This is a genomic window from Citricoccus sp. NPDC079358 (assembly GCF_040702545.1).
Classification (GTDB): domain Bacteria; phylum Actinomycetota; class Actinomycetes; order Actinomycetales; family Micrococcaceae; genus Citricoccus.
In genome coordinates this window covers 14,381-28,820 of record NZ_JBFBLI010000012.1, presented here as the reverse complement: position 1 = coordinate 28,820, position 14,440 = coordinate 14,381, and the positions used below count along the sequence as shown (strand labels likewise).

General features: G+C 70.2%; 12 protein-coding genes. 7 read left to right on the top strand and 5 right to left on the bottom strand.

The window, feature by feature from the left end; genetic code table 11:
* Positions 1–83 precede the first annotated feature (83 nt).
* On the bottom strand, positions 84–3,527 hold the full coding sequence (locus AB0333_RS13760) for an HAD-IA family hydrolase (RefSeq protein WP_366219240.1): 3,444 nt from the start codon (positions 3,525–3,527) through the stop codon (positions 84–86).
* Positions 3,528–3,680: 153 nt separating this feature from the next.
* Complete coding sequence (locus AB0333_RS13755) at positions 3,681–4,961, bottom strand: methyltransferase domain-containing protein (RefSeq protein ID WP_366219239.1); 1,281 nt, start codon at positions 4,959–4,961, stop codon at positions 3,681–3,683.
* A 159-nt stretch (positions 4,962–5,120) separates the two neighbouring features.
* On the opposite strand from AB0333_RS13755, the gene AB0333_RS13750 reads away from it, so the two are divergent.
* Positions 5,121–5,825: a fasciclin domain-containing protein gene (locus AB0333_RS13750; RefSeq protein ID WP_366219238.1), complete on the top strand. Its 705-nt coding sequence runs from the start codon at positions 5,121–5,123 to the stop codon at positions 5,823–5,825.
* A gap of 247 nt (positions 5,826–6,072) precedes the next feature.
* A complete protein-coding gene (locus AB0333_RS13745; protein ID WP_366219237.1) occupies positions 6,073–7,659 on the top strand; it encodes a molybdopterin-dependent oxidoreductase in 1,587 nt (528 codons plus the stop codon).
* 80 nt (positions 7,660–7,739) lie between these two features.
* Here the strand turns inward: AB0333_RS13745 and AB0333_RS13740 are convergent, their stop codons facing one another.
* Positions 7,740–8,339 carry a HEAT repeat domain-containing protein gene (locus tag AB0333_RS13740; protein ID WP_366219236.1) on the bottom strand — a complete coding sequence of 200 codons (600 nt, stop codon included), beginning with the start codon at positions 8,337–8,339 and terminating at the stop codon, positions 7,740–7,742.
* Positions 8,339–9,358 carry an acyl-CoA thioesterase gene (locus AB0333_RS13735; protein ID WP_366219235.1) on the bottom strand — a complete coding sequence of 340 codons (1,020 nt, stop codon included), beginning with the start codon at positions 9,356–9,358 and terminating at the stop codon, positions 8,339–8,341. Before AB0333_RS13735 ends, AB0333_RS13740 begins: the two co-directional genes overlap by 1 nt.
* 116 nt (positions 9,359–9,474) lie before the next feature.
* Here AB0333_RS13735 and AB0333_RS13730 point away from each other — a divergent pair, with 116 nt between their 5' ends.
* Entirely contained in the window at positions 9,475–10,425 is a 951-nt protein-coding gene (locus AB0333_RS13730) for a hotdog domain-containing protein (protein ID WP_366219234.1), read from the top strand.
* A gap of 78 nt (positions 10,426–10,503) precedes the next feature.
* Here AB0333_RS13730 and AB0333_RS13725 read toward each other — a convergent pair whose 3' ends face one another.
* Positions 10,504–10,998 carry an SRPBCC family protein gene (locus AB0333_RS13725; RefSeq protein WP_366219233.1) on the bottom strand — a complete coding sequence of 165 codons (495 nt, stop codon included), beginning with the start codon at positions 10,996–10,998 and terminating at the stop codon, positions 10,504–10,506.
* 105 nt (positions 10,999–11,103) lie between these two features.
* On the opposite strand from AB0333_RS13725, the gene AB0333_RS13720 reads away from it, so the two are divergent.
* The 4 genes from AB0333_RS13720 to AB0333_RS13705 are packed head-to-tail and all read left to right on the top strand — an operon-like array spanning position 11,104 to position 14,406.
* On the top strand, positions 11,104–11,685 hold the full coding sequence (locus AB0333_RS13720) for a helix-turn-helix domain-containing protein (protein ID WP_366219232.1): 582 nt from the start codon (positions 11,104–11,106) through the stop codon (positions 11,683–11,685).
* 50 nt (positions 11,686–11,735) lie between these two features.
* Positions 11,736–12,272, top strand: a complete 537-nt coding sequence (locus tag AB0333_RS13715) for a DUF6036 family nucleotidyltransferase (protein ID WP_366219231.1) — start codon at positions 11,736–11,738, stop codon at positions 12,270–12,272.
* A complete protein-coding gene (locus tag AB0333_RS13710; RefSeq protein ID WP_366219230.1) occupies positions 12,269–13,435 on the top strand; it encodes an AlkA N-terminal domain-containing protein in 1,167 nt (388 codons plus the stop codon). The genes AB0333_RS13715 and AB0333_RS13710 overlap by 4 nt, the downstream gene beginning before the upstream one ends.
* A complete protein-coding gene (locus AB0333_RS13705; protein WP_366219229.1) occupies positions 13,432–14,406 on the top strand; it encodes a hydrolase in 975 nt (324 codons plus the stop codon). Before AB0333_RS13710 ends, AB0333_RS13705 begins: the two co-directional genes overlap by 4 nt.
* Positions 14,407–14,440 lie beyond the last annotated feature (34 nt).

Genomic DNA, 14,440 nt, shown 5'->3' with positions numbered 1-14,440 from the left:
TGACCCCACCCGAAACCAGCTCCCTCGTTTTGCGGGCAGAAATAAGTACCTATTTCTGCCCGCAAAACGAGGGAGAGGGGGGGTCAGAGGATGCCGAGCCGGTTGGCGTCCGGGGAGACGCACGCCATGGGGTCCACGGAGGCGGTCAGGGACGGGTGGCGGTTCAGCAGCGGCACGGTCCACTTCTCGCCCGGGTGCATGGTCTTGTCCCGGCCCTCCACGTTGAGGTGGATGGGGTGGGCGGAGCCGTCCAGCAACTCCAGGGTGATGCAGTACTGGGTGATGCGCACGCTCAGCGGCTGGTGGCGGAACCGGATGGTGAACTGCAGGCCCGGCAGTTCCACGGGCAGCAGGGGGTGCAGCCACAGGGTGTCCGCGCGGGTCTCCACGCCGGCGTAGCAGCGGATGATCATGTCCACGGTGCCGGCCATGGCCCCCAGGTGGATGCCCTCGCGGGTGGTGCCGCCCTGGGTGTCGGACAGGTCCGCCTCGAGGGCCTCCTGGAAGAGTTCCCAGGAGCTGGAGCGGTCCGTGCGGGCCGCCACCCAGCCGTGGACCAGCCGGGACAGGGTGGATCCGTGCGAGGTACGGGCCAGGTAGTAGTCCACGGTGGCCGTGAAGTCCTCGGAGGTGAAGTGGTACCCCATCCGGGCGAGAATGCCCTGGAGCTCCTCGGAGGAGAACAGGTAGGTGAGCATCAGCACGTCCGCCTGTTTGGAGAGCTTGTAGCGGTTCGTGGTGTCGCCCTCGGCCTGCAGGATGAGGTCCAGCCGCCCGATGTTGCCGTACGTGGCGCGGTAGCTGTCCCAGTCGAACTCCAGCAGGTCCTCGTAGCCGTCGAATTGGCTCATGACGCCGCCGGCCTGGAACGGCACCCGCAGCCGCAGGCTGAGGTCCGCCCAGTGCTCCAGCTCGTCCTCGAAGACGTCCAGCCATTCCGTCAGCGGGTCGTCCAGCCCGTCCAGCCAGTGCACCAGGCGTACGGTCTCGGAGAGCACCCAGGACAGCAGCACGTTGGTGTAGGCGTTGTTCCGCACGCCGGATCCCGGGGCGTCCGGGTAGCCGTCGTGGTACTCGTCCGGACCCATCACACCGTGCAGCTCGTACCGGCCGCGCTCGGCGTTGTAGTGGGTCATGGACACGAAGAACCGGCAGATCTCCACCAGCATCTCGGCGCCGTAGTCCGAGACGAAGGTCTGGTCCTGTGTGGCCTCCACGTAGCGCAGCACGGAGTACGCCACGGCCAGGGAGACGTGCCGCTGGTGGTGCGAATTGTCCGGCATCCACTCCTGGGAGCGTTCGTTCCACAGCTCGGTCGGGGTCTCCTCGCGGCCGTCGGACCCGGACTGCCAGGGGAACATGGCGCCCTGATAGCCCTCGGCGCGGGCGTTGGCACGGGCCTCCCCGAGCCGGCGGTAGCGGTACATCAGCAGGCCGCGGGTCAATTCCGGCCGGCGCAGCGTCAGCATGGGGTAGATGAAGATCTCGTCCCAGAAGATGTGCCCGCGGTAGCCCTCGCCGTGCAGGCCACGGGCGCCCAGGCCGGCGTCGAGGTCCCGGCGGGAGCCGAAGCTGGTCTGCAGCACGTGGAAGGTGTGCAGGTTCAGGGCCAGCTGGTGGCGCTGGTTGGCCCCCTTGCGGACCAGGCTCTCGGTGGTGTCGAGCCGGGTGGCCGGCGGCAACAGGTGCCCGTGCTGCTCCGGGGCCTGGTCCAGCTTCACGGCGAAGCGGGACCAGTTGATGCCCCACATCTCCTCGTGATAGGTCAGCAGCTGGCGGAAGGAACCGGTCCGTTCGATGCGCTTGGCCGCGTTGTGCCAGACCGAGGAGATGGCGTGATCGTGGGTGTTGGCCACCGCCGCGATCTTGTCGAACATCACCGGCACGCCCTCGGCGAGCTCGATCCCGATGTCATGGCCGATCACCCGGGGGCCCAGCTCCACCGGGGTGCGGACCGGTTCGGGTGCGTCGGCGGGGGACTGGAAGCGGGTCCGGGCGGCGGTGGCCACGTGCAGCCGGGATTGGCTGGTCACGGTCTCCAGCAGGACGGTCTCCCCGTCGATCTCACGGGTCTGGACCGGCTCCCAGTGGTCGGAGGCGAGCTCGCGGTCATCGGGCACGTTCTGGTTGGCGACGCGGCCGTCGACCAGGGACCGCACCGTGGCCGTGCCCGTCCAGTCCTCGGCCTCCACGGTCAGTTCCATGGCGGCCAGGTGGTGGCCGGCGAAGGACTGGAACTGGCGGGTGCTGACCCGGGTGGTGCGGCCGTGCTCATCCCGGAACCGCATGGTGCGGCTCAGCAGCCCGCGGCGCAGGTCCAGCTCCTGGCGGTAGGAGACCAGGTTCGGGTTGCCCGGCACCAGCTCCTCGCCGTGGTCCAGGGTGACCAGCACGGAGGTCCAGTCCGGGGCGTTGACCATGTGCTCGGTCTCCACCGTCTTGCCCTGGACCGTGGAGGTCAGCCGGTTGAAGACGCCGGCCACGTACGTCCCGGGGTAGTGATGGGGGCCGGCGGTGGTGCCGGGGACGGAGCCTCGCGTGCCCCAGTAGCCGTTGGCCAGGGTGCAGAGGGCCTCCCGGGCGCCCTCCTCTGCCGGGTCGAACCCGTCATAGGCCAGCACCCAGTTCGGATCGAAGGGCCGGGTGGTGCGCTGTTCCAGGTGCAGCACGGTGATGTCCTCCACCACCACGTCCGCGCCGGCGTTCTTGAGACGGTCCGGGTCCCGTGCCCGGTCCACACCGACCACCAGGCCGAAGCCGCCGTCGTGCGCCGCCTGCACCCCGGAGGCCGCGTCCTCGAGGACGATCGCGTCCACCGGTTCCACCCCCAGCTGCTGGGCGGCCAGCCGGAACATCGCCGGATCGGGCTTGCCGGGCAGGCCCCGTTCCAGGGCGGTGTTGCCGTCCACCACCACGTCGAAGAGCCTCTCCACGTGACCCGCGCCCAGCACGGCCGCGGAGTTGCGGGAGGAGGTGACCAGGGCGGTGGGCACGGAATCGTGCCGCAGCTGGGTCAGCAGGGCGAGTGCCTCCGGGAAGACCTCGACGCCCTCACGCGCCAGGACCTCCTCGAAGAACCCCTGCTTGCGGGCCGCGAGGGCCTGCACGGTCAGCGCACCGTCGGCGCCGGCGTCGGCCCCCTCCGCAGCCGCCTCCGGTCTGGCGGGAGCCCCGGGGCCAGGCAACTCCGTGAGCGCCTCCGGGGTTTCCGGCACCACCAGTCCGCGGGAGGCGAAGAAGGCCCGGACGCCGTCCTCCCGGGGCCGGCCGTCCACGAACTGCAGGTAGTCCGTGACGGGGTCGAAGGGCCGCAGCGCTCGCGGGTCCGCGGTCACGGTGGCCAGGTTGTGGGGCAGGGTGCCCACCGCCGCGAGCGAGGCGTCGAAGAGCTCCTTCCACGCCCGGGCGTGCACGCCGGCGGTGTCCGTGACCACCCCGTCCATGTCAAAGATGACCGCCCGGAAGTGGCGGAGGGTGTGGCGGCGGGCGGGGCCCGTCAGCTGAACGGGACGAGTCAGTGGATGCATGAAGCCTTCCTGTTCCCCGGGCGGTTGCCTCGGCATGTCGCGGTCAGTCCCCTGCATGGACCCGGCCACAGGTTTGGGGCCCAGCCTAACGAGGGGGACGTGGAGCGGATCAACCCGAGGTGATTCGGGCAGGGCGATCGCAGGGGCGGGCGGTCAGCGCCGTTCGAGGAGCATCAGGACCTCGTAGTGCTCGGTCTGCGGGAACATGTCCAGCAGCCGCGCCCGCACCGGACGGTAACCGGGCAGGTGCTCCAGGTCCCGCGCCAGCGTGGCCGCGTTGCAGCTCGAGTAGAGCACGTGCGGAATGCCGGAGGCCTGGATCCAGTCCGCCAGCTCGGAGCCGATGCCGCGCCGCGGCGGATTGACCACGACGGCGTCCGGCCACTCCGCGGGCCCCTCGCCGGCGCCCCCGGCCAGCGGCCCCTCCGGGACGCGGTCAGGGGCGCGGCCCGGAACCCGTCCCGCCGGGATCGCGGTGGCGTCCCCGACGGCGAAGCGCACGCGGTCCTGCACGCCCAGGTCCCGCGCCGTCACCTGGGCGGCGGCGACGGCGTCCGCGGACGTCTCGAGGCCCCACACCGTGCGTTCGGTGCCGGCCGGGAGCGGGCCGGGACGGCCGCCGTCGTGCGGGCGGACCTCGGCGAGCTGGAAGCCGAAGCCGCCCACACCGCAGTACAGGTCCCAGACGCGGGTGGCGTCCGTGGTGTCCAGCCACTCCGAGGCCAGGGCGTAGAGGCTGGCCGCCAGGGCGGTGTTGGTCTGGAAGAAGCCCTGCGGCCGTAGGTTCAGGGGGATGCCGTTGAGGGGCATCGTGAGCGTCGGCGCCCCGGCCAGGTGGATCTCCTCCGGCCCCTCGAGCAGGGCGCGGTGCTCCGGCAGCAGGTTCGCGGTGACCACGTCGGTGTGCGGCAGGGCCGCCAGCAGGGTGGGGACGGCCGCGCGGAGGGCCGGCAGCTGGTCCCGGGAGCGCAGCACGAACCGGATCATGAGCCGGCCCGAGGGGGAGAGGGTCATGATGACGTGCTTGAGTTCGCCGGTGCGCGTGCCGATGTCGTACGGGGTGAGCCCGGCAGTGGTGATGACCTCCGCCACCACGGGGAAGGCCGCCCCGAGGGCCGGCTCGTAGAGGCCGCAGTCGCGCAGGTCCACGCCGGTGCCGTCATGGTGCTTGGGGTGCTGGCGGGGATCGAGGATGCCGAGCCGGGGGTTCTCGGCCGTGCCCGTGACCACCATCTTGGCCTTGTTGCGGAAGCCGGATTCCTGCGAGGGGACGGGGTTCAGCCACAGCGCTGAGCCATCCGGTGCCCGGATGCCGGCCACCGGATCCAGGAGGCGGCGGACGCCGGCCTGTTTCCGGTCCAATTGCTCCGCATAGGGCACGCCCATCAGGGGGCAGGAACGGCACTCGCCGGCGTCGAAATGGGGGCATTGCATGGTGTCTCCAGGTTAGTGGCTGAAAAAAAGTTCTGCCGATTCACCATCCGGACCCATCCGCCGGCGGGGTGGCTCCGAATACTCCATGACAGCCCGCCCGGAAGACCGGGGGAGGCACCCGTGGGACAGCAGTTCCACACACTTCAAGGAGTAGTCATCATGAAGACCACGATGCGCAACACCATGCTGGGACTGTTCGCTGTGACGGCCCTCGGACTGACCGCCTGTGGCGGCGCCGCAGACGAGCCGGCCTCCTCCTCGGCGGCCGCCTCGTCCGAATCCTCCATGTCCTCCTCGCCTTCCATGGAGGAGTCCATGGAGTCCGGCTCTGGATCTGCCAGCGCCTCGGAGTCCATGATGGATCCGGCCGCCAACCTGGTCGGCCCGGGCTGCGCCGCCTATGCCGAGGAGGTTCCTGACGGTGCCGGCTCGGTCGAGGGCATGGCCATGGACCCCGTGGCCGTGGCCGCCTCGAACAACCCCATGCTGACGACCCTCACCTCGGCCGTGTCCGGCGAGCTGAACCCGGACGTCAACCTGGTGGACACCCTGAACGGTGACGAGTTCACCGTGTTCGCCCCGGTGGACGACGCCTTCGCCGCCATCCCCGAGGCCGACCTGAACGCCGTGGTGGAGGATGCCGACATGCTCTCCTCGGTGCTCACCTACCACGTGGTCCCCGGCCAGATCTCCCCGGACGAGATCGCCGGTACCCACACCACCGTGCAGGGCGATGACCTGGAGGTGGCCGGCAGCGGTGACGAGCTGACCGTCAACGACGCCAACGTCATCTGCGGTGGCGTCCAGACCGCCAACGCGACCGTCTACCTGGTCGATTCCGTGCTGATGCCGGCCATGGACTGATCCTCCACCGGACGAGCCGGTTCATCGATCCGTTCAGTGACCCGTGCAGGGACCGGGACGGATCGATGGACGGCTCGACCATCGACGGCGCGGAGGTGGCCGGTCCAGTACCGAAGGCGGTACAGGGCCGGCCACTTCCCGCATCCGCCACTCTTGACCACCGATACTGTCCATATCCGCCGCCGGGCGCATCCGCCGCCAGAGGCAGGCGCCGCCCGGCGCCACCGACGAGAGAAGAACGATGGCCATGACGAGGCACGCTGAACCAGGCTCCGCCCGCGGCTGGCCCTTCGCCGCCTCGGGAGCCCTTGCCGCCGCCCTCCTGCTGGGCATCGCCGAGATCGCCTCGGCGCTGTTCTCCCCGGTGTCCTCACCCCTGGTGGCCGTGGGGGCGGCCTTCATCGACATCACTCCCGCCTGGCTGAAGGACTTCGCGATCGACGTCTTCGGCACCGCGGACAAGCTGGTGCTGATGGTGTCCATGGGCGTGGTGGCCCTGGCCCTGGCCGCCATCCTGGGTCTCATCGCCCGACGCCGGCTCGCCCTCGCCTCGGTGCTCTGTGCGGCCATCGCCGTCCTCCTGGGCGCGGCCGTCCTGAGCCGGCCGGCGACCGGATGGCTCGACCTGCTGCCCACCGTTCTCGGTGGCGTGGCCGGCATCGCGGCGCTGAACTGGCTCGTGCGGCTGGCGCACCGGCGCACCGTCCCGGTCCGTCCCGGCCCGGAGCCCACCGACGGTGGTGCGGCCGCCCGCGGACGGCCCGAGGCGGCACGACGCACCTTCCTGATCGGCGCCGGCCTGACGGCGGTGGTGGCCGTGGCGACCATGGCCGGTGGCCGTGCCCTCTCCGCCGCCAGCACGGCCGCGGTCGCCACCCGTGATGCCCTGCGCCTGCCCGGGGCGCGCCGAACGGCGGCACCCCTGCCCCAGGGAGTGGGAGCACCGGCCCCGGGGATGCCTCCGTTCGTCACCCCCAACGGCGACTTCTACCGCATCGACACGGCCTTGGCCGTGCCCCGGATCGACCCCTCCACCTGGGAACTGCGGGTCCACGGCATGGTCGAGGAGGAGTTCACCCTGAGCTTCACCGAACTGCTGGAGCTGGACCTCCAGGAGAGCTGGGTGACCCTGACGTGCGTGTCCAACCCCGTGGGCGGGGAGCTCGCCGGCAACGCCAAGTGGCTGGGCTACCCGCTCCAGGACCTGTTGGCCCGGGCCCGGCCGCAGGAGGGTGCGGACATGGTGCTCTCGACCTCGGTCGACGGTTTCAGCGCCTCGACCCCCTTGGACATCCTCACCGACGGACGCGACGCGTTGCTCGCGGTCGGCATGAACGGGGAGCCGCTCCCGCTGGAGCACGGCTTCCCCGTGCGGATGGTGGTGCCGGGACTGTACGGCTACGTCTCGGCGACCAAGTGGGTGGTGGACCTGGAGGTCACCCGCTTCGCGGACAAGACCGCCTATTGGACGGACCGTGGCTGGGCCGAACGCGGCCCGATCAAGCTGGCCTCGAGGATCGATGTCCCGCGGGGCTTCGAGGCGTTGCCCGCCGGCGCCACCGTCCTGGGCGGCACGGCCTGGTCCCAGACCATCGGCATCGACCGGGTCCAGGTGCAGGTGGATGACGGGGCCTGGCAGGACGCCACCCTGGCGGCCGAGGCCACCGTGGACACCTGGCGGCAGTGGTCCTTGGACTGGGAGGGCGAGTCCGGCAACCACACCGCCCGGGTCCGCGCCGTGAACCGCGACGGCGAGGTGCAGACCTCGGACCGTGCGGACACCGTGCCTGACGGCGCGAGTGGCTGGCATGAGGTCCAGTTCCGCGTCGAGTAGATGACCGCCCGGTGGCGGTCCGGCAGGCAGTCCGGCAGGCGGTCCGGCTGTGAGCGCGGATGCAGGCTCAGTACTGCGGCTCAGTACTCCGGTTCGGCGCGCAGGTCTGGCCGGGCGAAACGCTCGGCCAGGCGGTCCAGGGCCTCTTCGGCAGCTGAGGCCAGCACCGAATCGGGGTCCATGAGCAGGCTCTGCAGGGCGGACGCGGTCGACTCCGCGCCGACCTCGCCGAGGGCCCGCGCGGCGGCGCTGCGGACCCGAGGATCCGGGTCGGACAACAACGACTCGACCGTCCGGGCCGCGGGCATCAGGCCCTCCGCCCCGTGGGCCGCGACGACCCGGCAACACGTCCGGCGCACTGCTGCGCTCTCGTCCGTGAGGCCGGTCAGCACGGCATCGGCGGCCCGGGGATGCCAGTGGTGCACCAGTACGCGGGCACCCAGCATTCGGGGCAGATGAGGGTCCAGGGCCAGGTCCGGGTCCACGGTGTCCGCGTTCTCGCGGATCAGCGCGATGTCCGGATCCCCGGCATCCCCGGGGCGTGCCCGGCCACTGAGCAGCCGCACGGCCCAGTCGGCCAGCTGGCGCCCACCCACCTGCTCGACGGCGGCCGTCACCATCGCGGCCTCCTCGCCTGGGGCGGGGCCCGGCAGGTTCACATCCCAGTAGTGGTCGGCCATCAGCGCTGCTCTCCTTCTTCCAGCAGGTGGTTGGGCAGCCGGTTACCCGGGGCCCGGCCGCGGATCTCCAGCAGGGTGCGGGCGTGCTGCCACAGCCTCCGGTCCTCCTCGCTGACCGGTGCCCAGGTGGGGACGGGCACGGACGTCCCGGAGCTGTCCCGGGCCACCATGACCGTGATGCAATTCGTGGTCTGGGCCAGCTCCCGTCCCTTCGGATCTCCGGACCGGACCTCGACGGCGATGTGCATGCCCTTGTTCCCCGTGTAGATCAGGCGGGCCTCCACTTCCACGAGGTCCCCGATGTGCAGGGGACGCAGGAAGCGGATGCCGCCGGAGAACACCGCCACGGTGTCCCGGCCGCAGTAGCGCGAGGAGCAGAGGTAGGCCGCGGAGTCGATCCATTCCATGACGATCCCGCCGTGGACCTTGCCGCCCCAGTTCACGTCCGTGGGTTCGGCCAGGAAGCGCAGCACCACCTTCTCGGCGGTGCCGGCCTCGGTGTACTGCTGCCCCCGGAGCTCGGCCGAGATCGTGTCCCGCACCGGGATGCGGGACCTGGCGTAGTCGCGGGCGAGTTGCTGCTCCAGGGTGCGCGGGACGAACTCCGGCACGGGCGTGGAATGGCCCTCCGCGTCCACGGCCACGAAGATCACCAGGCAGCGGGCACGTTCGGCGAGACCGCCCGTCTTCGGATCGCCCGAGCGCACCATGGTGTTGATGTGCATGGAGGACCGGCCCGTGTAGAGGACCGTGGCGGTGATCTCGACCATCTCTCCGACCTCGACCGGGTATTCGAAGTGGACGTTGCCCACATAGGCGGTGACGCAATAGCTCTCGCTCCAGCCTGTGGCGGCGGCGAAGGCGGCCTTGTCCACCCATTCCAGCACGCGGCCGGCATCCACCGTGCCGGCCTTGCCACGGTCGGCGGGGGCCGCGAGGAAGCGCAGCGTGACCTCATGCCGGCGTTCCGCCGGTGGCGTCAGCGGGGCGGGGGCGGCCGGCGTCGGGGAAATCTCCATCCCACCATTGTGACCTGCGCCCGGGGACTGGGTGTTGGCTGTGGACTTGCCGACAGTTTCCGCCGGGCGAGAATCCGGTGAACGTGGCGTCCGTCACGGGTGCTAGTTTCGTTGGTATGGCCACCCACAGTTCTGTCGCCCTGCAGTTCAGGGCCGAAGCCTATGACCACCCTGATGGCTCCGTGGATGCCGGCACTGTCATGACCTGGATCGATAAGACGGCTTACGCCTCCGCCGCCTCCTGGTCCGGTACCAACGTGGTCTCCTCCTATGTGGGCAACATGCACTTCGGCAACCCGGTGCCCGTGGAGACCCGCGTGGTGGTGCAGTCGCGGGTGGTGCACACCGGCCGGACGTCGGTGCACGTGCAGACCCGGGTGGTGTTGCCGGAGATCAAGGATGCCGATGGCAAGTCCACGGTGTGCACCGAGTGCGTCATGGTCTATGTGGCAGTGGACGCACAGGGCAACTCCATCCCCGTCCGCCCCTGGGAGCCGGATACCCCGGAGGAGCTGGAGCGGGAACGCCTGGCCAAGCTGAGGGGCACGGTCCGCCGTGAGGTGGAGGAGGCCATGATCGAGGCACCGCCGCCCGCCGGTGAGCTGACCAGCGAATCCGTGGTCATGAGGTTCCTCGCCCACACCCGTGAGGTGTACCCCGGGGAGAAGGTCCAGGGCGGCACCGTCATGCGGTGGATCGATGAGGCGGCCAACGTCTGCGCCTCCCGCTGGTCGGGGGTCCCCGTGGTTGCCGTCTTCGCCGGCGGCGTTCGCTTCTACCAGCCCGTCCGGGTGGGCGACCTCGTGGAGCTGGAGGCCCGGCTCGTGCACACCAGCCCCCGGTCCATGCACCTGTCCGTCCGCGCCCGTGCCGGGGACCGGCGTGAACGCGAACCGATGCTGATCGCCCACGGGCTGACGGTGATGGTGTCCGCCGGAGCGGACGGCAAGGCCCTGCCCGTCAAGCAGTGGACCGCCGTGACCGAGCAGGACCAGGTCCTGGAGCGGCGTGCCCTGGAGCTGGTGGGCCTGCGCAACAAGGCCGCCCACGAATGGGCCGGCGGCTGACCGGGAGGACTGCCATCCGATCGAGGGCCGTGCGGAGTCCGCCGGCCCCTCACGACTGAAGAGTCCCTCGAGGGGGGGTCAGGTGTAGAACCCGTCCCGCAGATTGATCCCGTGCTCCACCCACGCCTTCAGGGCCGCCAGCATCCCGGTCCAGCCCATGCAGTTCCCGAACGCGTTGCGCGCCCCGTCCTGGGTGGGGTGCCAGGACGATTCCGTGATCGAGACCAGGGTGCGTGTGTCTCCGTCCAGCGGGGAGAACGTGAACGTCACCGTGGTCATCCCGGACTCGTCCACGGCGGACTCGCCGTCCCACCGCAGCACGATCCGCTGCGGCGCAACGGCCTCGACCACCTCGACGGGGAATGCTCCGGGAAAGTCGGCGAAATCCCACGTCACCTCGGTGCCGGACTCCAGCCGGCCCCGCGCGCCGCCGGTGGTGAAGAACCGCGAGAGCCGGTCCGGGTCGGCCACCGCCTCGTAGGTCTCCACCACCGGCCTGGCGATCCGCCCGGTCACGGTGAAGGACAGCTCGGTGAGGTCGACGGACCCAGTGAAGCCCTGCGCAGCGGTCATGACGTGAACGTATCTCGAAGGCCCGTTGCGGCACGAGGGTAGACCGACCGGTTGAGATCCGAAATCTACATACAAAATGTCACCAAACGGTGCCATAATAGATTCATGGAGATGAATGCCACGGTGCTCGGCAGCAAGCTGCGGGGGCGAAGAAGGTCTCTGGGCTATACGCAGCAGGCGTTGGCCGATGCCATTGGTTCCTCACGAAAGTTCGTCGTGGAACTCGAGGCCGGAAAAGCCAACGCTTCCTTGGGGATGGCCCTCAAGGCGATGACGGCGGTTGGTCTGGACATCACGGTCGCTGAGGATGGGGCCGACAGTGGGTTCGCTGAAGACTTTGCGCGGACCATTCGCGAAGGCGACTACCACTTCGCTATTCGGCTACTGGGAGAATATGCCCATGATTCGCTGGCGGCTGGCCGGGCGCTGATGCCAACTGCGCCGCTCCTCGATGACGATGCCTACCGTGCCGCACTCGGAGCTGTGACACGGTGGATCGCTGCCAGAACGGCTACCCCCGCCCCCAGCTGGGCTCGGCGAGCCAAGTCGGCTGACACGCCGGTCTATCTCGCGGAGAAGCTCCACCCTGTGAGCGATCGGATGAAGGAGCTCATCCGGAGCGAAACGCCCATCGAGATCGCGTCCATGAATGTCTGGATCCGCGAGCGAGATTTGGCAACGGTGTGACATTGCGCCGAGGATTGCGTCGCGACGACGTCGCAGAGTTACTGCGTGAGTTGGAAGCATTGCTCGAAGTGCGGCGCGTCAGGTTGGATATTCAGATCGTCGGTGGCGCGGCTCTGTTGCTCCACGGCGTTCTGGACCGGGCCACCAGTGACATCGACGCGCGGTACGCGGATGAGGACGTCGTTGACGAGGTGGCTGCAGAAATGGCTCTGATGCACGGGCTTTCACCCGCCTGGCTGAACCGCAATGCTGCGGCCTATCTACCCGAGGGTGCGCGCTGGATGGCGGGACCCCAGGGGATGTCCTCGGCCATCATGCTGGCTGATCTGCCGACTCTGGCCGCTATGAAGATGGCGGCCGAGCGGGCCAAAGACATCGAGGACCTCGGGCATATCTCGGTAGAGCTGGGAATCGAGGAAGCAGGAGAACTCGTTCGGCTCGCTTTCGACAAATACGGTGAGCATTCCATCGCCCTCGCCGCACCGGTCGACAACTATGAACTTGTCGCCGAGGAGGCGATGGCCGCCGCACGGGCACTGCGATCGCGCATGAACGGACCGAGTTCGACCGGAACCGCCCCAGAATGAATGCATCTGGACGTCTAGGAGGACGCAGGTCTGGAGCCAGTCCTTCCTCTGACGATCCGGTAGACCCCGAGGTCGAGATAGCCGTCACCGCGCCGTACGACGCCCCCGGGATCTTCCGCTTCCTGGCGGTCCGCGCCGTCGCGGGTGTCGAGGCCGCCGACCTGACGCGGCCCGAGGATCTCCGGTACGCTCGCACCCTGACACTGCCGGGCGGACCGGCCGCGGTTCTGGTCTTCGCCACCCGCACCCAGAACCGGAGCTGGACCCTGCGGGCGAGGCTGCACCTCGCCGCCGCCGCGGACCAGGGTCCGGCACTCGCCGCCATCCGGGCACTGTTCGATGTGGACACGGATCCGGCTGAGGCGGATGGCGTGTTGGTGGCCGACCCCGTACTGGCTCCCCTCGTGCAGGCCACCCCGGGCGTCAGGATTCCCGGCACCGTAGACCCGCATGAACTCGTGGTCCGGGCGCTCGTGGGCCAGCAGATCTCGGTGGCCGCCGCCCGCACCCACCTCGGGCGGCTGGCCGGGGCGCTGGGCACCCCGTACTCCCCTCCCGGACGTCCGCCTGGCCTCCCATCTGGTCCCCCTTCACGCCTCCCACCTGGTCTTTCTCCCGGCGCGCCGCAGGGGCGCCCGCCGCGCGACCGCCCGGAGGGGGAAGCGCTCTTCGGCTCACTGCACCGGCACTTCCCGACGGCGGCCCAGATCGCCTCCGGTCTCCGCGCGCCCCTCCCGGGGGAGGGTCCTGACCCCTTACGCCCCCTGAGGCTGCCGGGCCACGCCGTACGGGCCGTCGTCGGGACGTGCCGTGCCCTGGCCGACGGTGGACTGACCGTGCACGCGGACGCCGAGCCGGAGATACTACGGCGGGAGTTGCTGGCCCGGCCCCGCATCGGGCCGTGGACCGCGGCCTACGTGGCGATGCGCGTGCTGCGGGATCCGGACGCCTGGCTCGACGGGGATGTGGCGCTGGTGGCCGGAGCCCGGGCCGCGGGGCTGCTGGATCCAGATCTTGCCACGCGAGCGGCCCACCGCGCCCTGGCCGTGCGGGCCGTCGACTGGTCACCCTTTCGGTCCTCCGCCGCCCTGCACCTCTGGCAGCTGGCCGGCCGTCGCGCCACCATGGGACGGGACGCCCGACCACGAAGGAGTGCCCTATGACGGACCCGAACCCCGCCGCGATCGACCAGGACACCATCGACGCGGGCACGACCGACCACGCCGCCTGGGACGGTCTCGTCCTGTGCGCCACCTGCGGGGTCGAGCAGGCCGGCAGCACCGCTGACGCCTTGCCAGCCGTCTGTGCCATCTGTGCGGACGATCGGCAGTGGGTTCCCGCCGACGGTCAGCGCTGGATCACGGTGGGTGAGCTCCGCACCTCCGGTGCGAGCACCGAGGTGACCGAGCTGGAACCGAACCTGTGGGCCGTGCGGGTGAGCGGCGGCGTCGGGATCGGCCAGCACGCCAAGATCCTGGTCACCGGGGCCGGGAACCTCATGGTGGATGTCCCCGCATACATCGACCGCGCCGCCGTGGACGCCGTGCTGGGCTTGGGCGGGCTCGCGGGGATCATCGCCTCCCATCCGCACATGTACGGCACCCAGTCCGCCTGGGCCGAGGCCTGTGGAGGAGCGGACGGCCCGGTGCCGGTCTACATCTCCGCGCCCGACGCCGGCTGGCTGGCCCGGCGGCCGGCGAACACCATCGTGTGGTCCGATTCCCTGATGCCACTGGCCGGACTGGCCGAACAGATCGGGCCGGCTGAACCGACACGGCCGGCCGGACTGCCCGGCTCACCCGTGGTGACCGCCTCCCAGCCCGGCGGCCACTTCCCCGGGAGCGTGGTGGTGCACTTCACCGGCCAGGACGGGGTGGGAGTGTTGCTGGCGGGGGACACCGTGGGTGTGGCGCGGGACCGGGCGTGGGCCACGTTCATGCGCTCGTTCCCGAACTACCTGCCGCTGTCCGGGGCCGTGGCACAGCGGATCGCCGGGCACCTGGACCGGTATGACTACGAGCGGCTCTATGACAACTTCTCCGGGGTCATCGCCTCCGAGGCCGCCGCGGTGGTGCACCGGTCCGCGCGGCGGCATGCCGACTGGGCCGAGGGCCGGATGGACCACCTGACTTGACCCTGACGCTACGTGAGGCTGTTCAGTAGGAGCC

Excerpts from the sequence above, each read along its gene's own strand:
- AB0333_RS13725 (WP_366219233.1), bottom strand. The coding sequence starts at position 10,998 with ATGACCGCTGCGCAGGGCTTCACTGGGTCCGTCGACCTCACCGAGCTG.
- AB0333_RS13735 (WP_366219235.1), bottom strand. The coding sequence starts at position 9,358 with ATGGAGATTTCCCCGACGCCGGCCGCCCCCGCCCCGCTGACGCCACCG.
- AB0333_RS13750 (WP_366219238.1), top strand. The coding sequence starts at position 5,121 with ATGAAGACCACGATGCGCAACACCATGCTGGGACTGTTCGCTGTGACG.
- AB0333_RS13710 (WP_366219230.1), top strand. The coding sequence starts at position 12,269 with ATGAATGCATCTGGACGTCTAGGAGGACGCAGGTCTGGAGCCAGTCCT.
- AB0333_RS13730 (WP_366219234.1), top strand. The coding sequence starts at position 9,475 with ATGGCCACCCACAGTTCTGTCGCCCTGCAGTTCAGGGCCGAAGCCTAT.
- AB0333_RS13720 (WP_366219232.1), top strand. The coding sequence starts at position 11,104 with ATGGAGATGAATGCCACGGTGCTCGGCAGCAAGCTGCGGGGGCGAAGA.
- AB0333_RS13740 (WP_366219236.1), bottom strand. The coding sequence starts at position 8,339 with ATGGCCGACCACTACTGGGATGTGAACCTGCCGGGCCCCGCCCCAGGC.
- AB0333_RS13760 (WP_366219240.1), bottom strand. The coding sequence starts at position 3,527 with ATGCATCCACTGACTCGTCCCGTTCAGCTGACGGGCCCCGCCCGCCGC.
- AB0333_RS13755 (WP_366219239.1), bottom strand. The coding sequence starts at position 4,961 with ATGCAATGCCCCCATTTCGACGCCGGCGAGTGCCGTTCCTGCCCCCTG.
- AB0333_RS13705 (WP_366219229.1), top strand. The coding sequence starts at position 13,432 with ATGACGGACCCGAACCCCGCCGCGATCGACCAGGACACCATCGACGCG.
- AB0333_RS13745 (WP_366219237.1), top strand. The coding sequence starts at position 6,073 with ATGACGAGGCACGCTGAACCAGGCTCCGCCCGCGGCTGGCCCTTCGCC.